The organism is Streptomyces sp. TRM68416, assembly GCF_014596915.1.
In the GTDB taxonomy this organism is placed as follows: domain Bacteria; phylum Actinomycetota; class Actinomycetes; order Streptomycetales; family Streptomycetaceae; genus Streptomyces.
Window position 1 is genome coordinate 163,532 of sequence record NZ_JACVWU010000004.1, and the last position, 24,848, is coordinate 188,379.

Consider the following 24,848-nt stretch of genomic DNA (forward strand, 5'->3'; position numbering starts at 1 on the left):
GCGCAGTTCCCCGCGCCCCTGTCGGGGCGCCGTCCAGGCTGCGGGCAGTCGTGCCGCTGGGGCGGCACGGGTGGGCGCAGGCGGCACCCCGTAAGCGCCGGGCTGCGCGACCCACCCCCCCACGCCGGCCCCGCTACTGCGTGAACTCGTCGGCCACCGTCAGCGCAGCGTCCAGCGCAGCGAGCCCCTCCTTCAGCTCCGCCTCACTCACGTTGCACGGCGGCACGACATGCGTACGGTTCATGTTCACGAAGGGCCAGATCCCACCCTTCTTCGCGGCAGCCGCGAACGCCGCCATGGGCGCGTTCGCCTCCCCCGCCGCGTTGTACGGCACCAACGGCTCCCGAGTCTCCTGGCTCTTCACCAGGTCGAGCGCCCAGAACATGCCGACCCCGCGCACCTCGCCCACGGACACATGCCGCTCGGCCAGCTCCCGCAGCGCGGGCCCGACGACGGACGCCCCGAGATCACGGGCGTTCTCGACGACCCCCTCCTCCGCCATGACGTTGATCGTCGCGACGGCGGCGGCACAGGCCAGCGGATGTCCGGAGTACGTCAGCCCACCCGGGTACGCCCGCTTCGCGAACGTCTCCGCGATGGCCCCCGAGATGGCGACACCGCCCAGCGGCACGTACCCGGAGTTCACACCCTTCGCGAAGGTCATCAGGTCGGGCACCACCCCGAACAGGTCGGCCGCGAACCACTCGCCGGTCCGCCCGAACCCGGCCATGACCTCGTCGAGGACGAAGACGATCCCGTACTTGTCGCAGATCTCCCGGACCCCGGCGAGATAGCCCGCCGGCGGCACCATGATCCCCGCGGTCCCCGGAATCGTCTCCAGCACGATCGCGGCAACGGTGCCCGGCCCCTCGAAGGCGATCGTCGTCTCCAGGTGCTCCAGCGCCCGCGCACACTCCTGCTCCTCGGTCTCGGCGTAGAACCGCGACCGGTACAGGAAGGGCGCCCAGAAGTGCACGACCCCGGCGGAGGCGCTGTCGGAGGCCCAGCGCCGGGGGTCGCCGGTGAGGTTCACGGCCTGCTGCGTACCGCCGTGGTACGACCGGTACGCCGACAGCACCTTGGTACGGCCCGTGTGCAGCCGGGCCATGCGCACCGCGTGCTCGACGGCGTCGGCGCCACCGTTGGTGAAGAAGATCTTGTCCAGGTCGCCCGGCGTCCGCTCGGCGATGAGCCGGGCCGCCTCCGACCGCGCCTCGACGGCGAACGCGGGCGCGAAGGTCGTCATCCTCGCGGCCTGCTCCTGGATCGCGGCGACGACCTTGGGGTGCTGGTAGCCGATGTTCGTGTAGACGAGCCCGCTGGTGAAGTCGAGGTACCGCTTGCCGTCGTAGTCCCAGAAGTACGACCCCTCCGCGCCGGCGACGGCGAGCGGGTCGATGAGCTCCTGGGCGGACCAGGAGTGGAAGACATGCGCACGGTCCGCGGCCTTCACAGCGGCGCCGACCTCGGGGTTTGGCTGAGGGGTCATGCCCGCGAGCGTAAATGTCCGCGATGCGGAAGCGGTATCGGCGTCCTGTCTGTGGGACGCGGCTTTCCGCGACAGGTTGTCGCACGGCGGCTTCCCGGGATGAATCCATTGACAGCATGCTGTCTCAATGACAGGATGCTGTCATAAAGAACCGGTCCGAGGAGGCAGCAGCACCATGACGCCCAAGCCCGTACACCTCGCCGTCTACGACACCTACGCCGACTGGGAGACGGGGCACGCCACCGCCCACCTCGCCCGAGCCGGGTACGAGATCCGGACTCTGGGCCCCTCCGCTCAGCCCGTCCGCAGCATCGGCGGGCTGCGCGTCCTGCCCGACCTCGCCCTGGACGACGTACGCCCCGAGGACAGCTCGCTGCTGATCCTGCCGGGCGCCGACCTCTGGGACACCTCCGACGCGCTCGCGCCCTTCGCCCGCAAGGCCCGCGCGTTCCTCGACGCGGGCGTGCCCGTCGCCGCGATCTGCGGGGCGACCGCCGGACTGGCGAGGGAGGGGCTGCTCGACGGCCGGGACCACACCAGCGCCGTCTCCTTCTACCTGGCCGCCACCGGATACGCGGGCGGCTCCCGCTACCGCGACGCCGACGCCGTCACCGACGGCAACCTCGTCACGGCCGGCCCCACCGAACCCGTCGCCTTCGCGCGCGAGGTCTTCGGGCTCCTCGGGGTGTACGAGGGTGAGGTGCTGGACGCCTGGTACCGGCTGTTCCACGACTCCGACGCCGAGGCCTACGCCGTACTGGAGAAGGCGGGGGCGCTGGGATGAGCCGCGAGCGGCAGGAGCTGTTCAGCCGCAGCGCGCTCGGGGTCTTCCGGCTCAACGGCCAATTCCTCGCCGTTGCAGAGGAGTTGGCCAAGCCCTCCGGGCTCACCGCCGCCTGGTGGCAGGTACTCGGCGCGGTGCTGCGCGAGCCGCTGCCGGTGTCCGGGATCGCCCGCGAGATGGGCATCACCCGGCAGAGCGTGCAGCGGATCGCCGATCTGCTGGTCGAGCGGGGGCTGGCCGAGTACCGGCCCAACCCCGCCCACCGCCGCGCCAAACTCGTCGCGCCCACGGAGGCGGGCCGCGCCGCCGTGGCCCGGATCGACCCCGGCCACGCCGCCTTCGCCGACCGGCTCGCGGACGCCTTCGGCGAGGCTGAACTCGCCGACGCCGTACGGATTCTGGAGCGTCTGTCCAAGGTGCTTGAGCAGACGGCCACCGCTGTTACGGAACCGTAGACGGCACCGCCCTCACCTCCCCGTATGCCCGCACTATCGTGGTCGTCGCACAAGGCGTTTCGGGGGGAGGGCCTGCCATGGACGGGCTGGGGGCGGGAGATCCGCAGCAGATCGGGGCATACCGGCTGCTCGCGCGGCTCGGGGCCGGCGGGATGGGGCAGGTGTATCTCGCCCGGTCGCAGCGCGGGCGCACGGTCGCCGTCAAGCTCGTACGGGAGGAACTGGCCGCGCAGGAGGAGTTCCGCGCCCGGTTCCGGCAGGAGGTGCAGGCCGCGCGGCAGGTCGGCGGCCACTGGACCGCGCCCGTGCTGGACGCGGACACCGAGGCCGCCGTCCCCTGGGTGGCCACCGGGTACGTCGCCGGGCCCAGCCTCCAGCAGGTCGTCGGACACGACCACGGCGCGCTGCCCGAACGGTCCGTCCGCATCCTCGGCGCCGGACTCGCCCACGCCCTGAAGGACATCCACGCCGCCGGGATCGTCCACCGCGACCTGAAGCCCTCCAACGTCCTCGTCACCATCGACGGGCCCCGCGTCATCGACTTCGGGATCGCACGGGCGTTGGAGACCGTGACCGACGGCGGACTCACCCACACCGGCGCGCTCGTCGGCTCGCCCGGCTTCATGGCACCCGAGCAGGTGCGCGGCGACCGCATCACGCCCGCCTGCGACGTCTTCTGCCTCGGCTCCGTCCTCGCCTACGCCGCGACCGGCCGCCTGCCCTTCGGTACCGAGAGCAGCGGCGTCCACGCCCTGATGTTCCGCATCGCCCAGGAGGAGCCCGACCTGACCGGGGTCCCCGAGGGCATCGCCGACCTGGTACGCGACTGCCTGCGCAAGGACCCGGCGGCCCGTCCCGGCCTCGACCGCATCCTCGCCCGCACCGGCGCCGACGACACCGTCTCCGGCGGCCGCTCCCGCGACCCGTGGCTCCCGAGCGCCCTGGTCGCCCAACTCGGGCGGCACGCGGTGCGGTTGCTGGACACGGAGGGGCCGGGTGGGACGGAGACGGGGGCGGGGGCGGGCAGGGCGACGGGGGGTCCGGCTGCCGCTTCGGCGGGGACGCCGGGTGCGGCTTCGGCGGGAGGCCCGGTCGGTGGGGCGGCTGCGAATCCGGCGGGAGGCGTGGTCGGGGGTCCGGCTGCGTCCCCGGCAGGGAGGCCGGAGGGGAGCCCGGCAGGAAGTCCGCCTGCGTCTCCGGCGGGAAGCCCGGCGGGGCGTTCGGCTGCCGGTTCGGTCGGGGGACCGGCTGTGGGTGCGGCGGGGCGTTCGGGTGCCGGTTCGGCAGAGAGTCCGGGTGCCGGTTCGGCCGGGCGTCCGGCCGGGACTCCGGAGCATGCGGCGGTCGGTGACGCGGTGCCGGGGGAGGGGCCGCCCGCGCCGGGGGAGCCAGGGGTGGGCGGGGGGTTGGACCATCTGCCGACGATGGTGACCGGGCAGGGGGCGCCCCCGCCGACGGCTCCGCCGGGCAGGGGGTTCGGCGCCGCGCCCACGCATCCGGCGTACGGCTATCCGCAGCCACCGCAGTCGCCACCGCCGCCGCAGTCGCCGTACGGGTCGACCCCGCCCTACGGTCCGCCCACGATGCCGTACTACGGCCCGGTCGCTCCGCCCGAGGAGCCGCACCGCCGCAGTGGTCGTTCGACGGCGCTGCTTGTCGTGGTCGCCCTGGTCGTGGCCCTCGGGGCCGGTGGATCGGTGTACGCCCTGATGAGCGGCGGTGAGCAGGAGGAGGCGGGCGGCGGAGCCACGGCGTCCCCGACGGTGAGCGCCCCCGTGGCCCCGGCCCCGGACCCGACCTCGGAGCCACCGGCTCCCACGGAATCCGCCTCAGCCTCCGCCGCGGACGTGGGAACCGTTCCGTCCGCCTTCCTGGGCACCTGGTTCACCACCATCGACAACGCCGCCGGTCACCACACCCGCGAACTCACCCTCCAACAGGGCGAGGTGGGCGACACCGTCCTCTCCCTCGTCGCCGACGGTCCGGCATACCACTGCGTGTTCACGGCGCGGCTGGACGACGTGCTCTCGGCAGGCGGCCCGTTGGAGATCGGCCCGTCCAGCGTCACCGTCGGCGAACCGGCCACCTCCTGCACACCGGGCGAGGCCACGCGGCTCACGCTCCTCGGAGACGGCACCCTGAAGCGAGTGAACATCAGCAGCGGAGAGAGCCTGACGTACACCAGAGGGTGAGTAACTCATCTGTGCCGCAAGCTAGTTGAACGCTGGGCGAACATCCGCGGACGCGACCGGAATATCCCGCCCGCCGACCGTAAGGTGACCGCACACTTGTCCGGCTGGGGAGTGGCGGGGGCACCCAGTGGAGTTGCTGAGCGCAGAGAACGTCATAGCCGTGGCCACGGCACTGGCCGGCATCGTGGCCTCGGCCGTCATGGTCTGGTACGAGCGCCGCGTGCCACGCCGCAAACGCATCGGATACCGCGTCCAGATGGACAACCCGATCGGCGACGGCGTCACCTCCGGCCGGGCCAACGTCCGCCTCGGCCTCTTCGACGAGGCCCCCGGCATGCACCAGGCCACCCTCGTACTCCTGCGCATCGAGAACGACGGCTCGCAGAGCATCGGCCACGACGACTACACGAGCCGTGAACTCCACGGCCTCACCGCGGAGTTCACCGACCGCAACATCCACGGCGTCTCGGTCACCCAGCCGACCGGCACCGACCACCTGATGAGCCACTTCACCCCGCACGCGGGCTTCGGCTACGACCCCGGCGGCAACACCCTGCGCATCCCCCGCGTCCCGCTCAACCGCGGTGAGCACTTCAAGCTGCTCGTGCTGCTGTCCGGCGGGGACGTGGGCTGCGACATCCGGATCGTGGGCGGTATCCGCGACGGCGAGGTGCACCCCAACCGCAGTGCGACCCCGGACGACACGCCGCCGCTGTTCAGCCGGGCGGCCCGGTGGATCACGCTCATGCTCACGGTGTCCGTGCTCACCCTCTCGACCATCGTCGTCGTACGGGACGACACGCCGCCGCCGCTCGGGTGCGAGCAGGGTTCGTTGACGATCACCGGCTCGACCGCGTTCGCGCCCGTCGTCGAGGAACTGGCGGAACAGTACGAGAAGGACTGCGAGGGCGCCGACATCGAGGTGGAGGCGCGGGGCAGTGCGGCGGGGGTGGGCGAACTCGCCGCGCTGGAGGGCGAGTCGAAGTCCGTACGGTCGTCGATGATCGCCTTCCACGACGGCCGCAGCAAACGCGTCAACGGCGATCTGCGCCCGCTGCCCGTCGCCCTGTCCGTCTTCACCCTCGTCGTCAACGACGGCCTCACCCTCCCGCGCGGCGGCCTGTCCCTGACCGACGTGCGGCGCGTCTACGCAGGTGAGGTCGCCTACTGGGACGAGCTGGACCCGTCCCTTCCGCACTGGCGGGTCGTGCTGGTCAGCCGTGACGCCGACTCCGGCACGCGGCAGGTCTTCCAGGACCGGGTGCTCGGCGGTGCGTGGGAGGGGGTGCCCAGCACCTCACTGGACTGCGCCACCGACACGGACCGCTCGGCGCCGGACCGCTGCGAACTGGACTCCACGGAGGACGTCCTGCGGACGGTCGCGGAGACGCGGGGTGCGATCGGGTACAGCGAGCTCAACCTCGCGACGGACCGGACCGGCGTCAAGCGCGTCGCGCTCGACGGCCACGAGGCCTCGCTGAACGCGATCGAACACGACGCGAGTCCCTACCCCTACCGCGGCGTGGAGTACGCCTACACCCACGGCACCCCACCCACCGGCTCCCTCGCCTCCAGCTTCCTCACCTACATCACCAACAACGGCGAACCCACCATCCGCAACCACACCCACGTCCCCTGCTCCACCCCAGAGGGCCAACCCCTCTGCCACGACTAGCCTCCGGCTCTACGGCTCAGCCTGCGGGCATGCGTGCCGCCTGGGGCGGCACGGGTGGGCGCAGGCGGCACCCCGATAGCGCCGGGATGCGCGACCCACCCCCCCGCACACACCCACGGCGCCGTGTTCACCTCGGCTCCGGCGGCCGCTGCCGGGGCATGTTGGGCCGGGCAGGCCCACCGCCCCCGGGCGGCATCGGAAAGCGGCCCTGGACGACGTTCCCGTCGGGACGCCCGCCCCCGACGACCGCCCCCTGAATCCCCATCGGCGCGGACCCGGTCCGGAACTCGACCATCCAGTCCGCCGTCTCCGTCCGCACCAACTCCGTCACGTCCTCCGAAAACCTCCGCAGCACACCGAGACACCGATCGGCCGCCTCACTCGCGGTCCCCTCCGTCGGCCCCAGAACCTCCCGCACACTCTCCGACGCCCAGTCGAACTGCAGCACCTGAAGCCGCCGCTGCACCGCCTGCGCCGTAGCCACGTCCCTTATCCACCCGGACGTCACCCCGAAGAACCGGTCGACCCCCACACACGCCACGGCGAGCAGCAGCGCCAGATACCCCCAAGGCGCCACCCCGCCGACCACCCCGGTCAGATCCAGCAACGGCAGTGCGGCCCCGCACACCGCCCCCACCGCCGCCCCGCCCCGCAGCACCCGCGCCCCCCGCCGCTTCCACACCCGGTCCGCGAGATACCAGGCCGCCGTGTCCAGCGCCCCGCGCTCCACCCACCGGTACAGCTCGTCCAGCCGTTCCGCGGGCTCGCCCCAGTCGCCGTTGGGGAACGCCCGCCCCGTCAGATCGCCCGGCCGCAGCCCGGCGGCGCCCTCACGGCCCTCGCCGCCCCGCCCGTCGTGAGGCGGCCCCTCGGGCTGCATCTCCGGCTGACCCACCCGGCACTCCCTACCTGCTGTCTGCTACCTGACCCGATACCGATACCGAAACCGAACCGACCGACCGACCACGTTGCGTGACGCATGGTGCTGATGCGCCGGACCCTTCCTACCGCCCAATGGGTGGCGAAGGGAGGCCTTTCGCCGCTTTTCCGCTCGGAAGTGGCCCTTGATCAGGTATAGGCCTGACATTCGACTCACTCGAAAGAGTGCCGGGGCGATGCCCGACCGGACCACGTAGGCTCGTGCCAGACGGAAAAAGATCCCCAGAGCACCCCCCAGAACACCCCCCGCAGACACAGGAGCTGATCGTGATCCCCGGTGGTGGCCAGCCCAACATGCAGCAGCTGCTCCAGCAGGCCCAGAAGATGCAGCAGGACCTGGCGAACGCCCAGGAAGAACTGGCGCGCACGGAGGTCGACGGCCAGGCCGGCGGCGGCCTGGTCAAGGCGACCGTCACCGGCGCCGGCGAGCTGCGCGCCCTCAAGATCGACCCGAAGGCGGTGGACCCCGAGGACACCGAGACCCTCGCCGACCTGATCGTCGCGGCCGTCCACGCGGCCAACGAGAACGCCCAGACGCTCCAGCAGCAGAAGCTGGGCCCGCTGGCCCAGGGCCTGGGCGGCGGCACCGGTATCCCCGGTCTGCCTTTCTAAGACAGGCGTCCGCCGTCTACCGTACGTAGTGAAGGAATCTCAGGAAGGACGGCAGTCCGTTGTACGAAGGCGTGGTCCAGGACCTGATCGACGAGCTGGGTCGGCTGCCCGGCGTCGGTCCCAAGAGCGCGCAGCGGATCGCCTTCCACATCCTCCAGGCGGAACCGACGGACGTACGGCGCCTCGCGCAGGCCCTCATGGAGGTCAAGGCGAAGGTCCGCTTCTGCGCGACCTGCGGAAACGTCGCGCAGGAGGAGCTGTGCAACATCTGCCGCGACACCCGCCGCGACCCCGCGGTCATCTGCGTGGTGGAGGAGCCCAAGGACGTGGTGGCGATCGAGCGCACCCGTGAGTTCCGCGGCCGCTACCACGTCCTGGGCGGAGCGATCAGCCCCATCGAGGGCGTCGGACCCGACGACCTGCGTATACGAGAACTTCTCGCGCGGTTGGCCGACGGGACCGTCACGGAACTGATCCTGGCCACGGACCCGAATCTGGAAGGCGAGGCCACGGCCACGTACCTCGCCCGCATGATCAAGCCCATGGGCCTCAAGGTCACCCGCCTGGCCAGCGGCCTCCCGGTGGGTGGCGACCTGGAATACGCGGACGAGGTGACCCTCGGCCGCGCCTTCGAGGGGAGACGACTCCTAGATGTCTGACGCCACGCTGCACGCGACCACGCAGGACCCGGACGACTTCGCGGTCCAGATCGCGGACCAGGTAGAGAGCTTTCTCGTAGCGGTCACCGAGGTGGCCAAGGGCGACGAGCCGGAATCGGCCATCCCCTTCCTCCTCCTGGAGGTCTCCCAGCTGCTGCTGGCCGGCGGCCGCCTGGGCGCCCACGAGGACATCGTCCCCGAGGAGCGCTACGAGCCCGATCTGGGCCCCGAGCCGGACGTGGACGAACTCCGCGAGAACCTGGCCCGCCTCCTGGAGCCGGTGGACGTCTACTCGGAGGTCTTCGACCCCTACGAGCCCCGCAAGGCCCCGGTCCCGGCCCGTATCTCCGACGACCTCGCCGACGTCATCACCGACCTGCGCCACGGCATGGCCCACTACCGCTCCGGGCGCACCACCGAAGCCCTGTGGTGGTGGCAGTTCTCCTACTTCTCCAACTGGGGCTCCACCGCCTCGGCCACCCTCCGCGCCCTCCAGTCCGTCCTCGCCCACGTCCGCCTCAACCAGCCCCTGGAGGAACTGGACGGCCTCGACACCGACCAGTCCATGGGCGACGAAACCCTGGAATTCGAGGCCGGCAAGGTCATGGCCGAGGAAATCGCGGGCCCACTGGGGCTGCGCCAGCTGAAGTAGCGGGTCTGCCACTGTACGGTCTCTCGGTCCTTCCCCCGACGCACGGCTTCCCGCCCGGCCACAACGCCGTGATGCTCGCAACCGACGACAGTCACCTGGCGACGGACGCACTCGTGGACCTGACGCCGATCCCCTCCGACCTGACCGCGCTCTACTGGGTGATCAGCGAGGCGTCGTCCAGGTTCACCTGGTAGGAGCCGCCGTAGCCGTCGGCCCCCTCGGGGCAGGAGCGGCGCAGCAGCGGGACCAGGCCCAGGGGCGTCCCGAGGCCTACTTCGAGGCTGAATCCCTGCCGCCGCATCCCGTCCTGGTCGGCGGGACACCGGCTCAGCGCTGGCCACTCGAACCGCGCATACGCATGCGGCCAGCGTGGCAGCGAAGGCCGTTGCCCAGCTGACGGGTACCAATCCCAGTGCCAACCAGCACTATCGGAGATGGTTCGGCTTCAACAGCGCTCTGTTCGACTTCATGGGAGGGCTGCCGCTGTACAACGCAGTCACGATGCACTCCGATGGGATCAGGACGACCCTGGCGGCCCCTTGTTTCATTCCTCTGCCATTGACCTACGACCTCACTGGGACGGGCTGCCGTCCGGGGTGGTTTGCATACACCTATCCCAACGCCCGGACGGTCTGGCTGTGCAGCAGGTTCTGGATTGCTCCGCTGTTTGCCGTGCCCGACCGGCACCGCTGCCTGCCTCACCCTGGCCATAAATGACCCCAGGAAAGCAGTCTTCAACGCCGACAGTCACGAATACTTCGCGGAACTCCTCGGTTGAGCGCCAGGACGTTGGTGATGGTCTGCCGGTTGACGCCGGAGCCGGCGGCGAGGCGGCTGTCGCTGAGGCCACGTCCGCGCATGGCGTCGGCGGGGCCTGGGCTACGCGGGCGGCCGTGTTTAGCCCGCAGGAGTGTGCTTGGTGTAGGGCGCCCGCCCCCGTGGCCCGGCGGAGGCTGACCAGCGGGCCACGGGGCGCAGGCACGGGTTACCCGCGCGGGAAACGTGTCAGCTCAGGAGTCAAGGAACTTGCCGCACTTGCTCTCCTCCACCCACCGGTGGGAGCTGATGCCGTTGCTCACGGACGCGCCGCTGGTGAAGGTGAACCCGTCCAGGTCGCTCATGTACTTCTCAGACTTCTTGATGCAGGTGTGGCCGCCGCCCCAGTCCTGCCCCGTCCCGTTGAACACCTGGACGGCCAGGCCGCTGGTCCCCTTGTGCAGGATCGACCGCGCGTCGTTGGTGTCACCGCCCTGGAAGGGGCCGGTGCTGTTGCCCCAGTCCGAGTCCCAGCTGGCCGTATGGCCGAGGATGTAGACGCAGTTGGCACCGTCGTAGGCGTAGAAGTGGCCCGACATGGCGCCGTGCCATTCAAGGTTGCAGTTCTCGGAGGCCTGGGCGCTGGTGGTCGGAACGAGTACTCCGAGACCCGCGAGGCCCAGAACGGCGGCTGTCGCCAAGGTTTTGCGCATGACGCATCACTCCTTGTTCGGTTCACTGAAGGGGGGAGGTTCCGCAGTGGGGACACCGCGGAAGTCGGGAATGCCCGGGGAGTCCGGCGATGCTGCTCCGCGGGGTCAGGCTGTCGGGCCGATGATGTCCTCGGCCCGGTCCAGCGCGGAGCGGCTCATACGCTGATAGGCGGCGATGTCCGCGCTGTACGGCTTGAGCTTCTCGGTGCGGTATTCGGTCTGCAGCGTGCGTGCTGTGTCGGCCAGCGGTGTTTCGGTGGCACAGGCGGCTTCGGCGGTCGCGAGTTCCACCTCGATGGCATACGCCTTCTCGGTGCTCAGGCCCTTCTTGAGTTTCGGAAGCTTCGCGCGGATCTTCGGCGGGTCGGCGTAGTCGTGACCCGCCTCGCGCATGCACGCCGACCATGCCGTGACCGCGCTTGCGAAGCGCTTGTCCTTGAGGAGGTCCGGCACGTACAAAGCGGTGAGGTTGGTGGCCACCTTTTCAACCTTGAACCAGGTCTCGAAGTCGCCGTAGAGCCGGCCCTTGGCCTCGGCCTGGCAACTGTCACGGGGGGTCTGCACGGCACCGCCGCCGGGCAGCTCGGCCGTCAGCATGCCGTGCGACGCGTCGCCTTCCAGCGCCTTGCTGTAGCGGATGCGGTCCTTGCGCGGCATCGCGTTGACGTAGGCGTGGTTCGGGTCGTCGCGCTGCGCGGTCAGCAACTTCCTCTCGAAGCGGCTGCCGTAACCGTGCTTCTTCGCCCAGTTGACGTCGGTCAGGACGTAACCGCCGCCCTTGAGGGCGTCCACGGTTGGAATGTGCCACACCCAGTACTTGAAGCCCTTTGACTCCATGCACTTCTTGACGAGCGTCTCCTCCGCGCGCCGGAGCAGGACCCGTTCGGCGTCGGTCGGCTCCCGTTCCTGACTCCGGCCGCGGGCATCACCCGTGGTGCCTGCCGTGCCCGCGGTGTCCGCAGTGCAGCCGACCGCAGTGAACACGGCGATCCCCGTGACCAGACCCGCAACAGCGCAGGCCAGTGCGCGCCTCATGGTGTGACAGCTCCCTCGATAGCCGCGCCGTCCCCCGTGGCAGCGCACTCAACACTCTGACGGGAAGAGGGCAGGAGCACTACCTAGAACGTTTCAGGGTTGCCCCCGTCGTGACCTCGGAGTCTCCCGGTGCGGCGAGCCCGCACCCCGCCCTCCGATGCAGGAGCGTGCGGCATCCTTCCGCGATGAATGCCGACTTCGAGCCCTGGTACAACACCACGCTCAATGTGTGGACCCTGGCGGGCGTGCTCGTCGCGACCCTCGGTCTGGCCAAATCGTCCCTGGAGGGGGGCGCCGCACCGTTGGCCGCCGGCGCTACGTCACCACTCGCCTTCGCAAGATCGCCCCCGGCGTCCGGCACGACTACGTCGCGTCCCTTCTTCGTGACCGGAGGTGGCAGTCGACGATGCACTGCACACGGGTCGCCCCGAGCGAGCCCGATGAGGCCCATGAGGCGGAGCGGAAGGTCGAGCCGAAGTGATACCTCGGCGTTGCCGTTCAGCGCCGTGACGCCCCGTACGGTGATCGGATCAGGACGACCGGAACCAGGGGACGACGTGCGGCACGGACGACGGGGAGCGGCGGCGACGCTGGCCGTGGGCGGCATGCTGCTGATGGGCTGCGGTCCGGAGGACACGGCAGCCAGGATCGAGGCATCACCCACGGCGACAGGGTCTACGGCGACGGCGTCCACCTCCGCTCCTGCGACACCGACCGAGGCCGCCTCGGAGAGCCCGTCGCCTACGGCGTCCCCGTCGCCGCCCGCTCCCCGCCGCACCTCGCCGACACCGTCCTCGCCGCCCCCGGCCCGGACGACCCGCCCCGTCACCCCGACCGCCCTCGGCATGTACGCCTCCACCCCGGGCGGCCGGATCACCCTCCAACGAGGCGGCGCGGCACAGGAGTTCACGGTCACCGTCCGCAACGGCAACACCCGGGCCTACGACCAGCTCCACATCGCCCTCCAGATGGAGATGCTGATCGGCGAAGGTGCCGGGGCGGACGCGGGCGGCCTCGTCCTGGAACGCCGCAACCCGGCCACCGGCGCCTGGCAACGAGCCGACCTCCGCGTCGCGAACGACGTCTACCCGCACTACCTCTACCCGGACGGCACCCCCTTGCCCGTCGATGCCGCCCGCACCGACCGCTACCGCCTGCGCGCCCTCCCCGAAGGCCCCCGCGGCTCGACCCCGCTCATGATCCGCCTCGTCGACACGACGGCTCCGCAGACCGCGCCCGACAGTGTGGCCGTACTCCGCCGTGCGTCGTTGACGGTTGACGTGACCTGACCACGCGCCGTCGCACCTCCGGCTACTCTGGGTAGTTAGCCGGAAGGGGTGCACGAAGGGGTGCGCCCGGTCGGAGGTGGCGATCGTGTCGGACACCCACAGCAACAACCAGCTGCCCGCCGCCTGGCGTTACAGCGGCGACCAGTTGAAGCGCTGGCGCGCGAAGGCGGACATCACCCGCGAGCAGCTCGCCGCGGCCTCCAACTACTCCCCGGACACCATCGCGTCCATGGAACGCGGAGCACGCCGGCCCATGCCACGCGTCCTCGACGTGGCCGACGAAATGTGCGGCGCGGAGGGGTTGCTGAGCGCGGGCAAGCCGTTCGTGAACCTGGAGCGGTTCCCCGCGCGAGCGCAGAATTTCATGGAACGGGAGAAGGAGGCGACCAGCCTCTGGACGTACGAAGTCTCCCTGATGCCGGGCCTCTTGCAGACCCGGGGGTACGCCCGTGCCCTCATCGACAATCGCACCCCGCCCCTGGACGAGGACGTGGTCGAGGAACGGATCGCCGCCCGCATCGAGCGGCAGTCCCTCCTCACCCAGCAGAAGCCGACCGTGGGGCTGAGCTTCGTCCTCTACGAGGCCGTCCTGCGTGCCCCGCAGGTAGACGCCGAACAGCTACGCCGACTGCTGGAGGTCGGCCGGATGCGCAACGTGGTCGTACAGGTGCTGCCCTTCGAACGGGCCATCCCCGCCGCGCTGGAGGGACCCATGGTGCTCCTGGAGACCAATGACAACGAGCGATTCGCTTTTGCGGAAGGCCCGTTGGTCAGCGAGATGTCGGCCGACCCGGGGGTTGTCAGCCGTGTGACCGAGCGGCTTAGCATGATCCGCACGCAGGCTCTCAGCCCGGACGAGTCGGCCCGTTTCATCGAGCGGATGGTGAACAGTGGTGAGTGATCAGCGGAACTGGTTCAGGTCCAGCTACAGCGACAGCGAGGGCGGCAACTGTGTCGAAGTCGCGTTCGCCACTCGCATCCACGTCCGCGACTCCAAGCTCCCCTCCGGCCCCGAACTCCACCTCACCGCCCCCGCCTGGGAGGCCTTCGTTTCCGCAGTTCAGCCCGGGGCTTGAGCCTCGGGCTTCGAGCCCTTCCATGGGTTTGTGGGAATGGGTGAAAGCAACCCAACCAACCAAGCCAGTAGGTGAGTTGAAGCCGCCTACCTCGAAAGGGTGACGTTCCGTGATTGACTTGCGCCGGAACGTGAGGCCGCTCTAGGTTCGCGGCAAACGACCAAATAGTTCGGCCCCGGTCGGTGCGCCAACACCGGCTCCGGGGCCTGACCTACAGATCGAGGAACCTTCGATCGTGGCTTCCCCACACCTTAGCCCCGCCCTGCCGTCCCCGTCCCACCCCGTGGCCAAAACGGGTTACGGCAAACGCCCCGCCGGTGACGAAGACCCGCACGCCGACGCGGACTTCGCACACCTGAGCCCCCGTGACCGCGAGATCGCCGTCTTCATCGACCATCTCGAAGAGGGCCACGCGATGGGCTACAAGGCGATCGCGGCCGTACACCCCCGTTACGGCCAGCAGGCCGTCCGCAGTTCGCTGAGCCGCATCACCTTCGCCGGCCACCTGCGCTGGATCAAGGAGCACATCACCGTCGAGGACAACTCGATGCGGTGGGTGACGCGCACGTACTGGTCGTGTACGTGCAGGTCGGCCGAGTGGTGGGCGGAGTTCGCGGAGGAGCGCCACGGCAAGGACGTGACCGCGGACTACATGCCGGGCCTGGCGAGGGTCGAGAACGCGGAGGAACCGCCTGCCGAGGCCGAGGAGTCGGAGCCGGACGAGCAGCCCAGCGAGAGCGCCGCCTACCGGACCCTCACCGAAGTCCGCACCGCCGACGCCCGTATGCCGCTGTCCGACCGCGACTGCCGCGCCCTCGAACCCCTCGCCGCCGAGTGGCTGTCCCGTGGTGCGACACCCCACGACATCACCAAGGCCCTGACCGACGGGCTGCCGCCCGCCGTCACCAACCCGGGCGGACTCGCCCGCAACCGACTGGAGAGCAAGATGCCCCCGAAGAAGGCGAAGATCCGGCAGAAAGCGGCACAGCGGGCCCGAGTCACCCGCGTGATCATGTGCTGTCCGGTGTGCGAGAGGGACGAGCGGACGACGGAGATCGTGAACGGCCTGTGCCGCGAATGCCTGGCGGAGGCCGAGGCGGAGGGGCCGGTGGTCATGTACGGGCACGTCCCCGACACGTTCCTGCCCGGCCAGCGCGACGGCGGTGGCGGCCTGCCCGGTGCGGACGAGGTCATCGACGTCACCGACCGCGTCAACGAACTCCGCCGCGCTGCGGGTCTGCGGTGAGCGTGCGGGAGGCACCGGTCGGGGCACCATGGTGTCGAGGAGGCGACACCATGACCCCCAGGACCGAAGACCGGCCGCAGATGACCGTCGAGGAGTTCGAGGAACTGGAACGCCATGCCCCGGAAACCGTGCGGTTGGAGTTCATCAGGGGGAAGGTCCAGGTCAAGGACGTGACCGACGGCAACCATGACCAGATCATCGCCTGGTTGCAGAGGCTGTGTATGCAGCACCGCCCCGAGCTGTGGCTCTACGCCGAGCGCGGGATGAAGGTCGAGAGCTATCGGAAGGGACGCGCCCGCCCGGACGGCGTGCTCGCGCCGTTCGGATTTCCCGAGGGGCATGGGGACTGGTCCGAAGCGGAGGGCGTGCTCATGGCCGTGGAAGTCACGTCGCACGACTCCGACACACACCAGCGTGACCGAGTCGACAAGCCCGATGCCTACGCAGCCGCAGGCATCCCCGTCTGCCTCCTCATCGACCGCGACGACCGTTCGATCGTCGTCTTCAACCAGCCCGAGGACGGCCGGTACCGCCACGAGGAGAAGCTCCCTCTCGGCGCCACTGTCCAGCTCCCCGAACCGGTAAGCATTACCTTCGACACCACCCCCCTCAAAAGGCTCGCTGACTAGTCCCACCCCCCCTACATCCGCCGCCAACTCCCCCGAAAACCTCGCCTCCGGGTCATCGGCGGCGGGATGATGACCGTATGGCGAGCGGGGCGAAGGCGTTGATGTGGGCGGGGATCGGGCTCTGTGCCGCGGGGGCGGCGGGGCTGGTCGTCGGGGCTGTGCTGGATGTCGAGGGGGCCGATCCCTGGGCGAGTGCGGCCGGGGGAGTGGCGGGGCTGCTCGGGCTGGCGGTGACGGTCTACGCCCTGCTCAGACCGGCGCCGAGCCCGGCACCGGTACCGGGGCCCGCTCCGACCTGCGGTGCTGTGAACGCGGGCGGTACGCGTTCGATCGCCGCGGGCGGGAACATCGGCAGCGCGTCGACCGGGGACGGGGCCATCGCCGGGCCGCCGCCCACCCTGCCCGCACCGCCGTCGCGGCCGGCGAACGGACCGGTCACCGCCTCCGGCGACCGCTCCATCGCCGCCGGGGGTGACATCGGCTCGGCGTCGACGGGCGACGCCTGATGGGCGCGTCGGCGGAGGCGTCGGGGGAACGGTCGATCGCCGCCGGGCAGTCGATCAGGCAGGCGGTCAGCGGGGACGCCTCGGTCGCGATGTACACCGAGAAGTCGCTGGCGTTGCCCGCGGAGGCCTTCGTGATGCCCGATCGGGCGCCGGACGCGCTGGTCAACCTGCCTGACAAAGCTGCCCTGTTCGTCGGGCGTGATCGCGAACTCGGGCTGCTGGACACGGCGTTCAGGGACGTGGGCGGAGTCGTCGTGCAGGCCGTGCACGGGCTGGGCGGCATCGGCAAGTCGACGCTCGCGGCGCGGTGGGCGGCGGGGCGGACGGGGTCGTACAACCCGGTGTGGTGGATCAACGCCGAGACCCCGACCGATCTCGACGCCGGTCTCGCGGACCTCGCGGTCGCGCTGCAGCCCGCACTGCGGGACGTCATGTCCCGGGAGCCGGGCGCCGGCTCGTCCGGCGAGTGCGAGCCCGACGCGCTCCAGGACATGGCCGAGTCGCGTGGTGAAGCGTGCATACGGGGCGGTCAGCTGCGTGAACGGCTCGGCGAACGTGCGGCGCGGACAGGTGGTCGTGCTGCAGATGAAGCGTCGGACCGTCAGATGGATCACGACGCTCTGCCCGGCGAGCGGCAAATCCTTCAGCCTGCGCTGGTAGGAGTCGTGCACCCGGGCCGAGAAGCCGCCGCAGTCCGGACATGCGGCACCGGCCCCCCTGCCTCTCGCCGTCACGTCGACCGTGCCGAAAGCGGCGGACACCGCCTCGACGTCCACGTCGTCGATCCCGTCGAACACGAGAGAGTCCCAGAACGATGCGTCGGCCCGCATGACCAGCACCGTCATTGGCCGCGGACGAGCGTGACAGAGATGAGCCTGTACCTGACGGAGCGTCACTCTCGGCTGTCTGGCAGGAGGCGTACGCGGTCTCACGCGAACCCAGGCCCTCACAATCGAACACGGTGTCCTATCTCACTGACGTTTGGTCACGTCTCATTGAGGTCTGAGCGCGTACTCCCCTGCATGTGAGTACGCGTACTCACGTGCTGGGGGTGGCTTGATCGGAGACTTGGCGCATGAGACGAACCTCTGCCCTGACCAGCATGGTTGCCAGCTCCCCGCGCCGCCCGCGGCTCACGCTCGCGATAGCAGCTCTCGCCGCTCTGGCGCTCGCCGCCTGCGGCACCGAGAAGACAAGCGCCGGACCGCAAAGCAAGCCTGCTGACACTGCTGAGGTCCGGCCCAGCGCGGCCTTCACGGCGATGCTGGACAAGGTCGCGCAGTCGTGTCCCCCCAGTGCACCGCCAGAGGCACCACCGACCGGTCCGGCGCAGACCCTGCCGACTGGTGCGGCCGAGATACCGCCGGACGTGGAACCCATCGCCCCCACGGCGGGTCCTGATGTGGAGTTGAACGCTCGCGACTGGTGTGCGAGCGCCCTCCATGAAGAGCGCATTGCCCAGGCACTCTGGGATCTGGTGGATCCCACACCAACCAAGGTCAGGACGATTCTGAACGACCTCGGCTACGTCGACGAACGCATACACGACCTCAAGCAGTCCGGTGCGGCCACGCGGTTCGTCCTCGATCTGCGCGACCAAGGCGGACGGCTCTGTTTGGAGGGCACGGCGGCCGGCGAGAACACCGTCGTCGACACATGCGTAGCCCCCACAACCGGACCGTTCACGACCGAAGAGCGGACGCAGTAAACGCCAGCTTGGCATGATCGGAATCCCGGCTCACGTGACCTTCCGCGACCGCTCCCCAAGATCTGTGCCAGAACCTCAAAATGAGCAACGGAGTGCGGGACATCGCCGCCGTGTTGCAGTGGCTGTCGCATTTCGACTCCCTGGCCTCGCACGTCCCCCCGGAGACCGACACCGAAGTCGAGATCTGGTTGTACAACTTGGCCGGGCTCAGATACGTCCATCTCGACCTCGCCCGCGCCCTCCAACTGCACGAGCGAGCCCTGGCGGCGGCGGAACGGGTGTGCGGGCCACGTCACGAACTCACACTGAACGTCCGTGACAGCCTGGCCGGGTCCTACGGCTACGCCGGTGAGCACGACCGTGCGATCAGGCTCTTCGAACAGAACCTCGCGGATCACGTGCACACATTCGGACGCCGACACCCGGAGACCTTTGCCGCGAGGGCGCAACTGGCCGGCGCGATGCGGCGGGCGGGACGACTGAAGGATGCCTTGAGGCTGGCGGGCAGGAACGCGAAGAACGCCGAACGGGTATGGGGCGCCGACGACGCGACGTCGGTGAAAGCCTGGTCGCTCCAGGCCGAGGTGCTGGCCGACCTGGCCCAGCAGGATCCCGGCCGCTATGCGGTGCAGGCGCGCGACGACATTGAGAAGCTGCTGGTCAGGGCGGTGGCAGCAACGGGCAGGGACAGCGACGTCAGTCTGGGCCTGCGACAGATGCTGGCACTCGTCAGGGATGGGGCAGGCGACCACGCGGGGGCCGTGGCCATGTACGAGGAGTATGTCGAGAGCCTGACAAGAGGAAGCGGCGCCACGGACAGGTTCACGCTGGGCGCTCGCGAGTCCTTCGCTGCCTTGCTCTGGAAGTCCGCGGACGACCCGGACCGTGCCCGCGAAGTCCTCCTCCCCCTCCTCGCCGACTGGGAGCACCTGCTCGGCCCCACCGCCCCCCAAGTCCAAAAGCTCCGCCAGGACTTCGCCCCCCTGCTGGAGCCGCCCCCCGAAGACGGAAAGTAGCCACCCAAGAACCCTGCGCAAGTTGGCCCCGTCTTGGATCACCCCTGTACATCGCCTGCACCACCCCTAACCACCCCCTCGCGACTCTGGAGTCACTGATTCCGGTAACCCCAGACCCGCAAGGGAGTTGCGATGACCCGTCGTTCCACAGGCAAGCGCATAGCCATCGGTGCTGCCGCAGTCATTGCTTGCGTCGGTACGTTCGCCGCCGGTGTCGGTGTGGCCGGGGCGGCGGACGAGAAGAAGGTGGGCAAGGACGAGATCGCCGCGCTCTTCGACGGGTGGAACGACGCCCTGCAGACCGGTGACCCCGAGAAGGTGGCCGACCGGTACGCCAAGGACGCCGTACTGCTGCCCACCGTGTCGAACAAGGTCCGTAGCGACCGTGCCGGGATCGTCGACTACTTCGAGCACTTCCTGGAGAACAAGCCGGTCGGGAAGAAGATCGAGACGCACGTCAACGTCCTGGACGGCAACTCCGCGATCGACGCGGGGGTGTACGAGTTCACGCTCACCGACCACGACACCGGTGAGAAGAGGACCGTCACCGCGCGCTACACCTACGAGTACGAGAAGCGGGGCGGCGAGTGGCTCATCGTCAACCACCACTCCTCTGCGATGCCCGAAGGCTGATCACGACCTGCAGCCCGCCGCCGGGCGCGTCCTGAAGGGTCACGGTCCCGCCGTCGTCGGTCACGAGCTGCTTGACGACGGCGAGGCCGAGTCCGGAGCCGGAGCGTCCGGTCAGGCCCTGGCCGCGCCAGAAGCGGTCGAAGGCGCGGGACTTCTCCGCGTCGGACATGCCCGGCCCCTGGTCGAGGACCGACAGCACCACCGTGTCCGCGCGGGACTCGGCGCGGACCGTGATCCGGCCGCCGTCCGGTGAGACCTCCAGGGCGTTGGAGAGCACGTTGTCCAGGACCTGGTCGAGATGGCCGGGGCCGGTCAGCACCAGCAGCCGGTCGTCGACGCTCCCTCCGAGCGCGATGGTCACACCGCGTTCGTCGGCGGCCGGCCGCCACGCCGCCAGCCGCTCGGCCACGATGTCCCGCAGGGACAGCGGCTCGGCGACCGTCACCTTCGCCTCCGCGCGGGCGAGCACCAGCAGGCCGTTGACCAGGCGGCTCATCCGGACCACCTCCGCGGTCGCCTGCTCCACGTCCTCCCTGACGAACTCGTCGTCCACGCCGTCCGCGATGTTGTCCAGGGACAGCCGCAGCGCGGTCAGCGGGGTACGGAGCTGGTGCGAGGCGTCCGCCACGAAGATCCGCTGCGACGCGATCAGCGTGTCCAGGCGTTCCGCGCCCTGGTTGAGGGTGCGGGCGAGGGTCTGCGTCTCGGACGGGCCGGTCACCGGGGAACGCGCGGTCAGGTCGCCGTCGCTGAACTTGCTCGCCATGGAGTTCAGTTCGCGCAGCGGGCGGGTGATACGGCGGGCGACGACCGCGCCGATCGCCGCGGCCGCCCCGAGGACCAGTACGGCAAGCCCGGCCCGGAAGCCCCAGATCTGCCAGAGCCGGTCGGTCATGCCGGAGGTCGAGTAGACGATCCGTACGGCCGAGGGCCCCTCGGCGGGGACGGTGACCGTCAGCTGCTTGCCCCAGATGAAGTCCGAGCCCCAGTCGGTCGTGGACGAGCCGCGCTCCAGGGCCCGGGTCAGCGCGGCGTCCGCCACCGGCTCGGGCAGGTCGGGGGTGCACGTGTCGGTCGGGGTGACCTGGACGTCGCCGTAGGCCTTGGCGACCTTGGTCAGGGCCTGGCACGAGGCGGTGTCGCCGTTGCTGAGGAGCAGGGCCATCGTCTTGGCCTCGCGCTGGATGGACGCCTCGGTGTCGTCCCGTAGCTGCTTGGTGAGGGTGAAGGCGACGGGGACGGTGAAGAGGAGGATGGCGACCGCGACGAGCAGGATGTAGCTGCGGATGAGTTGGCGGTTCATGAGGCCTCGTCGGCCACCTCAAGGCGGAACCCGACCCCCCGTACCGCCTCGATCGTCACCGCGCCCTTCAGCTTCCGCCGCAGCGCGGCCACGTGCACGTCGAGTGTCTTGGTCGGCCCGAACCAGTTGGCGTCCCAGACGGCCTCCATGATCTGCTCGCGCGACATCAGCGCGCCGGGCTCCTCGGTGAGGAAGGCCAGCAGGTCGTACTCCTTGGGGGCGAGGGAGATCTCCTCGCCGTCGAGGCGGACGCGGGCCGCCTTGCGGTCGACGGTCAGGCGGGGGCCGTAGCGGTCGGGTCCGGCCGCGGCGGCGGTACGGGGCTGGACGCGCCGCATCACCGCTCGTATCCGCGCGATGACCTCGCGCACCCCGAACGGCTTGGAGACGTAGTCGTCGGCGCCCAGCTCCAGGCCGACCACCCGGTCCGTCTCGTCGCTGCGCGCGCTGATCACGATGATCGGCACCTCGCCGCGCTCCCGCAGCGCCTTGCAGACGTCGAGGCCGTCGGTGTCGGGCAGGCCGAGATCGAGGAGGACGACGTCGTAGGGGCCCTCGTGGGCGAGTGCCGCCCCTCCGGTGGTGACCCACTCGACCTCGAAGCCGTAGCGGGACAGGCCCCGTCGGAGGGACTGGGCGACCGGCTCGTCGTCTTCCACCAGTAGTACGCGCACAGCCGCACTGTAGTACTTGAAACTTAATTCACAGTGATGCCAGGGGTGTGGGCTGTGATGCTTGGCACTTTTCGGAAGCAAGCGGCTGGGCAGGTGCTGACCTGGGCGACCGAATCTCAGGATGCGATACCGCGGAGGTGAAATTCGGGCGCTCGTTAAACTGAGCCGACACAACGGGACTGAGCGAGGAGCGCACGTGGGCCTTGTCGTGCAGAAGTACGGAGGCTCCTCCGTAGCCGATGCCGAAGGCATCAAGCGCGTCGCCAAGCGAATCGTCGAAGCGAAGAAGAACGGCCACCAGGTGGTCGTCGTCGTTTCCGCGATGGGCGACACGACGGACGAGCTGATCGATCTCGCCGAGCAGGTATCGCCGATGCCTGCCGGGCGTGAGTTCGACATGCTGCTGACCGCCGGAGAGCGGATCTCCATGGCACTGCTGGCCATGGCGATCAAAAACCTGGGCCACGAGGCCCAGTCCTTCACCGGCAGCCAGGCAGGTGTCATCACCGACTCGGTCCACAACAAAGCCCGGATCATCGATGTCACGCCGGGCCGGATCCGGGAGTCCATCGACCAGGGCAACATCGCCATCGTCGCCGGCTTCCAGGGCGTGAGCCAGGACAAGAAGGACATCACCACGCTGGGCCGCGGCGGTTCCGACACGACCGCGGTGGCGCTGGCGGCCGCGCTCGACGCCGAGGTCTGCGAGATCTACACCGACGTCGACGGCGTGTTCACCGCCGACCCGCGTGTGGTGAAGAAGGCGAAGAAGATCGACTGGATCTCCTTCGAGGACATGCTGGAGCTGGCTGCGTCCGGCTCGAAGGTGCTGCTTCACCGGTGTGTGGAGTACGCCCGCCGTTACAACATCCCGATCCACGTGCGGTCCAGCTTCAGCGGGCTCCAGGGCACGTGGGTCAGCAGCCAGCCGATTCAGCGAGGGGACAAGAAGGTGGAGCAGGCCATCATCTCCGGTGTCGCGCACGACACCTCCGAGGCCAAGGTCACGGTCGTCGGTGTGCCGGACAAGCCGGGCGAGGCCGCCGCGATCTTCCGCACGATCTCGGACGCCGAGATCAACATCGACATGATCGTGCAGAACGTCTCCGCCGCCTCCACCGGTCTGACGGACATCTCCTTCACCCTCCCCAAGGCCGAGGGCCGCAAGGCCATCGACGCCCTGGAGAAGAACAAGGCCGGAATCGGCTTCGACTCCCTGCGCTACGACGACCAGATCGGCAAGATCTCCCTGGTCGGCGCGGGCATGAAGACCAACCCCGGCGTCACGGCCGACTTCTTCACCGCCCTGTCCGACGCCGGTGTGAACATCGAGCTGATCTCGACCTCCGAGATCCGCATCTCGGTCGTCACCCGCGCCGACGACGTCCAGGAAGCCGTCCGCGCCGTCCACACGGCCTTCGGCCTCGACTCCGACAGCGACGAGGCCGTGGTCTACGGGGGCACCGGGCGATGACCCGACGACCGACGCTCGCGGTCGTGGGAGCGACCGGGGCCGTCGGCACGGTCATGCTCCAGATCCTGTCCCATCACGCGGACGTCTGGGGCGAGATCCGTCTGGTCGCCTCGCCGCGCTCGGCCGGCCGCAAGCTGGCCGTGCGCGGTGAGGAGGTCGAGGTGGTGGCCCTGTCGGAGGAGGCCTTCGACGGGGTCGACGTCGCCATGTTCGACGTACCCGACGAGGTCTCCGCGCAGTGGGCGCCGATCGCCGCCGCACGCGGTGCGGTGGTCGTCGACAACTCCGGCACCTTCCGGATGGACCCGGACGTGCCGCTGGTCGTCCCCGAGGTCAACGCGCACGCGGCCCGGATGCGGCCGCGCGGCATCATCGCCAACCCCAACTGCACGACGCTCTCCATGATCGTGGCGCTGGGCGCGCTGCACGCCGAGTTCGGCCTGCGCGAACTGGTCGTCTCCAGCTACCAGGCGGTGAGCGGGGCCGGACGGGACGGGGTGGAGACGCTGCGGCGGCAGCTGTCCCTGGTCGCGGGGACGGATCTGGGGACCAGTCCCGGTGACGTACGGCGGGCGGTCGGGGACGACACCGGGCCGTTCCCGGAGCCGGTCGCCCTGAACGTGGTGCCCTGGGCCGGATCGCTGCGCGAGGACGGCTGGTCGTCGGAGGAGATGAAGGTGCGGGACGAGTCCCGCAAGATCCTCGGGCTGCCCCAGCTGCCGGTGGCGGTCACCTGCGTCCGCGTTCCGGTGGTCACCACCCACTCGCTGACCGTGCACGCCCGCTTCGAGGACGAGGTCACGGTCGCCCGCGCGCGCGAGATCCTCGCCACGGCCCCCGGGGTGGTGCTGTTCGACAACCCGGAGGCGGGCGAGTTCCCGACACCGGCCGACGTGGTGGGCACCGATCCGACCTGGGTCGGGCGGGTGCGCCGGGCGCTGGACGACCCGACGGCGCTCGAACTCTTCGTGTGCGGGGACAATCTGCGCAAGGGGGCCGCGCTGAACACCGCGCAGATCGCCGAGCTGGTGGCGGCGGAGTTCTCGTGACGGCCGTCGGCCGCAGGAAAAGCCGAGGCCGTGCCGGGAAACGTTTGTAGGATCTGCGTGAGAGATGTGAGCGGGGCAATGGTCCGGACCACTTGAACCGGACCTGCCCGGCATTCGAAGATTTCCTCCCCGCTCTCCGCAACCGCGCGGAGGGCGGGGAGCGTCTTTGCGGTCGCCCTGCGGCGGGTGCGGGGGCGCGCTTTTCTGGCGTGGGGACGCCATGAGCAGGGCGTGGGGACGCCCGTTCATATGGGATATAGGGGAAGAGCGGGACGCATGAGTGC

At 69.9% G+C, this 24,848-nt stretch carries 26 protein-coding genes and 1 pseudogene; 19 read left to right on the forward strand and 8 right to left on the reverse strand.

Features of this window, described 5'->3' with window-relative positions; all coding sequences use genetic code 11:
• Nucleotides 1-133: 133 nt before the first annotated feature.
• Nucleotides 134-1,489: an aspartate aminotransferase family protein gene (locus ICC28_RS08315; protein ID WP_188287786.1), complete on the reverse strand. Its 1,356-nt coding sequence runs from the start codon at nucleotides 1,487-1,489 to the stop codon at nucleotides 134-136.
• Nucleotides 1,490-1,664: 175 nt separating this feature from the next.
• On the opposite strand from ICC28_RS08315, the gene ICC28_RS08320 reads away from it, so the two are divergent.
• From ICC28_RS08320 to ICC28_RS08335, 4 genes are all read left to right on the forward strand, one after another.
• Entirely contained in the window at nucleotides 1,665-2,273 is a 609-nt protein-coding gene (locus ICC28_RS08320; RefSeq protein ID WP_188287787.1) for a type 1 glutamine amidotransferase family protein, read from the forward strand.
• Nucleotides 2,270-2,728, forward strand: coding sequence for a MarR family winged helix-turn-helix transcriptional regulator (locus tag ICC28_RS08325; RefSeq protein WP_188287788.1), 459 nt, complete (start codon nucleotides 2,270-2,272; stop codon nucleotides 2,726-2,728). Before ICC28_RS08320 ends, ICC28_RS08325 begins: the two co-directional genes overlap by 4 nt.
• Before the next feature lie 77 nt (nucleotides 2,729-2,805).
• Complete coding sequence (locus ICC28_RS08330; protein WP_188287789.1) at nucleotides 2,806-4,920, forward strand: serine/threonine-protein kinase; 2,115 nt, start codon at nucleotides 2,806-2,808, stop codon at nucleotides 4,918-4,920.
• A gap of 127 nt (nucleotides 4,921-5,047) precedes the next feature.
• Nucleotides 5,048-6,595, forward strand: a complete 1,548-nt coding sequence (locus ICC28_RS08335) for a PstS family phosphate ABC transporter substrate-binding protein (protein ID WP_188287790.1) — start codon at nucleotides 5,048-5,050, stop codon at nucleotides 6,593-6,595.
• A gap of 127 nt (nucleotides 6,596-6,722) precedes the next feature.
• On the opposite strand, the gene ICC28_RS08340 is transcribed toward ICC28_RS08335, so the two are convergent.
• Nucleotides 6,723-7,490 carry an SLATT domain-containing protein gene (locus ICC28_RS08340; RefSeq protein WP_188287791.1) on the reverse strand — a complete coding sequence of 256 codons (768 nt, stop codon included), beginning with the start codon at nucleotides 7,488-7,490 and terminating at the stop codon, nucleotides 6,723-6,725.
• Between the two features lie 311 nt (nucleotides 7,491-7,801).
• Between ICC28_RS08340 and ICC28_RS08345 the strand changes: the two genes are divergently transcribed.
• From ICC28_RS08345 to ICC28_RS08355, 3 genes are read left to right on the forward strand one after another with little or no spacing between them, the layout of a single operon-like run.
• The gene (locus ICC28_RS08345; RefSeq protein ID WP_188287792.1) at nucleotides 7,802-8,146 is read left to right on the forward strand and encodes a YbaB/EbfC family nucleoid-associated protein; all 345 of its coding nucleotides are present in this window, start codon (nucleotides 7,802-7,804) and stop codon (nucleotides 8,144-8,146) included.
• Nucleotides 8,147-8,205: 59 nt separating this feature from the next.
• The gene (gene recR / locus ICC28_RS08350) at nucleotides 8,206-8,805 is read left to right on the forward strand and encodes a recombination mediator RecR (RefSeq protein ID WP_030053254.1); all 600 of its coding nucleotides are present in this window, start codon (nucleotides 8,206-8,208) and stop codon (nucleotides 8,803-8,805) included.
• Complete coding sequence (locus ICC28_RS08355; RefSeq protein ID WP_188287793.1) at nucleotides 8,798-9,457, forward strand: DUF5063 domain-containing protein; 660 nt, start codon at nucleotides 8,798-8,800, stop codon at nucleotides 9,455-9,457. The genes recR and ICC28_RS08355 overlap by 8 nt, the downstream gene beginning before the upstream one ends.
• Nucleotides 9,458-9,608: 151 nt before the next feature.
• Here the strand turns inward: ICC28_RS08355 and ICC28_RS08360 are convergent, their stop codons facing one another.
• Nucleotides 9,609-9,758, reverse strand: a complete 150-nt coding sequence (locus tag ICC28_RS08360) for a hypothetical protein (RefSeq protein WP_188287794.1) — start codon at nucleotides 9,756-9,758, stop codon at nucleotides 9,609-9,611.
• A 68-nt stretch (nucleotides 9,759-9,826) separates the two neighbouring features.
• Here ICC28_RS08360 and ICC28_RS41450 point away from each other — a divergent pair, with 68 nt between their 5' ends.
• Entirely contained in the window at nucleotides 9,827-10,174 is a 348-nt protein-coding gene (locus tag ICC28_RS41450; RefSeq protein ID WP_411158577.1) for a M35 family metallo-endopeptidase, read from the forward strand.
• Between the two features lie 293 nt (nucleotides 10,175-10,467).
• On the opposite strand, the gene ICC28_RS08365 is transcribed toward ICC28_RS41450, so the two are convergent.
• Both ICC28_RS08365 and ICC28_RS08370 read right to left on the reverse strand, forming a co-directional pair.
• Complete coding sequence (locus tag ICC28_RS08365) at nucleotides 10,468-10,926, reverse strand: hypothetical protein (protein WP_188287795.1); 459 nt, start codon at nucleotides 10,924-10,926, stop codon at nucleotides 10,468-10,470.
• 105 nt (nucleotides 10,927-11,031) lie between these two features.
• Nucleotides 11,032-11,961, reverse strand: a complete 930-nt coding sequence (locus tag ICC28_RS08370; RefSeq protein ID WP_188287796.1) for a hypothetical protein — start codon at nucleotides 11,959-11,961, stop codon at nucleotides 11,032-11,034.
• A 557-nt stretch (nucleotides 11,962-12,518) separates the two neighbouring features.
• Between ICC28_RS08370 and ICC28_RS08375 the strand changes: the two genes are divergently transcribed.
• The 6 genes from ICC28_RS08375 (at nucleotide 12,519) to ICC28_RS08400 (ending at nucleotide 16,707) form a co-directional block, all read left to right on the forward strand.
• The gene (locus ICC28_RS08375) at nucleotides 12,519-13,250 is read left to right on the forward strand and encodes a hypothetical protein (protein ID WP_188287797.1); all 732 of its coding nucleotides are present in this window, start codon (nucleotides 12,519-12,521) and stop codon (nucleotides 13,248-13,250) included.
• Between the two features lie 85 nt (nucleotides 13,251-13,335).
• Nucleotides 13,336-14,151, forward strand: a complete 816-nt coding sequence (locus ICC28_RS08380; protein ID WP_317453980.1) for a helix-turn-helix transcriptional regulator — start codon at nucleotides 13,336-13,338, stop codon at nucleotides 14,149-14,151.
• A complete protein-coding gene (locus ICC28_RS08385; protein ID WP_188287798.1) occupies nucleotides 14,144-14,326 on the forward strand; it encodes a DUF397 domain-containing protein in 183 nt (60 codons plus the stop codon). The genes ICC28_RS08380 and ICC28_RS08385 overlap by 8 nt, the downstream gene beginning before the upstream one ends.
• A 283-nt stretch (nucleotides 14,327-14,609) precedes the next feature.
• Nucleotides 14,610-15,572, forward strand: coding sequence for a hypothetical protein (locus ICC28_RS08390; RefSeq protein ID WP_188287799.1), 963 nt, complete (start codon nucleotides 14,610-14,612; stop codon nucleotides 15,570-15,572).
• A 50-nt stretch (nucleotides 15,573-15,622) separates the two neighbouring features.
• Nucleotides 15,623-16,201 (forward strand): Uma2 family endonuclease, encoded by a 579-nt coding sequence (locus ICC28_RS08395; RefSeq protein ID WP_188287800.1) that lies wholly within the window; start codon nucleotides 15,623-15,625, stop codon nucleotides 16,199-16,201.
• A 77-nt stretch (nucleotides 16,202-16,278) separates the two neighbouring features.
• On the forward strand, nucleotides 16,279-16,707 hold the full coding sequence (locus tag ICC28_RS08400; protein ID WP_223188542.1) for a hypothetical protein: 429 nt from the start codon (nucleotides 16,279-16,281) through the stop codon (nucleotides 16,705-16,707).
• Between the two features lie 635 nt (nucleotides 16,708-17,342).
• On the opposite strand, the pseudogene ICC28_RS40390 reads toward ICC28_RS08400, so the two are convergent.
• Nucleotides 17,343-17,552 (reverse strand): annotated as a pseudogene (locus ICC28_RS40390) (ISL3 family transposase); the annotation flags it as partial.
• Nucleotides 17,553-17,782: 230 nt separating this feature from the next.
• Between ICC28_RS40390 and ICC28_RS40395 the strand changes: the two are divergent.
• The 3 genes from ICC28_RS40395 to ICC28_RS08420 all read left to right on the forward strand — a co-directional run bounded on the left by ICC28_RS40395 (nucleotide 17,783) and on the right by ICC28_RS08420 (nucleotide 20,064).
• Entirely contained in the window at nucleotides 17,783-18,415 is a 633-nt protein-coding gene (locus ICC28_RS40395) for a hypothetical protein (RefSeq protein ID WP_223188543.1), read from the forward strand.
• Between the two features lie 80 nt (nucleotides 18,416-18,495).
• Nucleotides 18,496-19,431: a tetratricopeptide repeat protein gene (locus ICC28_RS08415; protein ID WP_188287801.1), complete on the forward strand. Its 936-nt coding sequence runs from the start codon at nucleotides 18,496-18,498 to the stop codon at nucleotides 19,429-19,431.
• Nucleotides 19,432-19,563: 132 nt separating this feature from the next.
• Entirely contained in the window at nucleotides 19,564-20,064 is a 501-nt protein-coding gene (locus ICC28_RS08420; RefSeq protein ID WP_188287802.1) for an SgcJ/EcaC family oxidoreductase, read from the forward strand.
• Here the strand turns inward: ICC28_RS08420 and ICC28_RS08425 are convergent.
• Nucleotides 20,030-21,367: a sensor histidine kinase gene (locus ICC28_RS08425; RefSeq protein WP_188287803.1), complete on the reverse strand. Its 1,338-nt coding sequence runs from the start codon at nucleotides 21,365-21,367 to the stop codon at nucleotides 20,030-20,032. The genes ICC28_RS08420 and ICC28_RS08425 overlap by 35 nt on opposite strands.
• A complete protein-coding gene (locus ICC28_RS08430; protein ID WP_188287804.1) occupies nucleotides 21,364-22,041 on the reverse strand; it encodes a response regulator transcription factor in 678 nt (225 codons plus the stop codon). Before ICC28_RS08430 ends, ICC28_RS08425 begins: the two co-directional genes overlap by 4 nt.
• 196 nt (nucleotides 22,042-22,237) lie before the next feature.
• Between ICC28_RS08430 and ICC28_RS08435 the strand changes: the two genes are divergently transcribed.
• Together ICC28_RS08435 and ICC28_RS08440 are read left to right on the forward strand one after the other, a co-directional pair.
• A complete protein-coding gene (locus ICC28_RS08435) occupies nucleotides 22,238-23,515 on the forward strand; it encodes an aspartate kinase (RefSeq protein WP_188287805.1) in 1,278 nt (425 codons plus the stop codon).
• Nucleotides 23,512-24,564, forward strand: coding sequence for an aspartate-semialdehyde dehydrogenase (locus ICC28_RS08440; protein WP_188287806.1), 1,053 nt, complete (start codon nucleotides 23,512-23,514; stop codon nucleotides 24,562-24,564). Before ICC28_RS08435 ends, ICC28_RS08440 begins: the two co-directional genes overlap by 4 nt.
• Nucleotides 24,565-24,848: the final 284 nt, after the last annotated feature.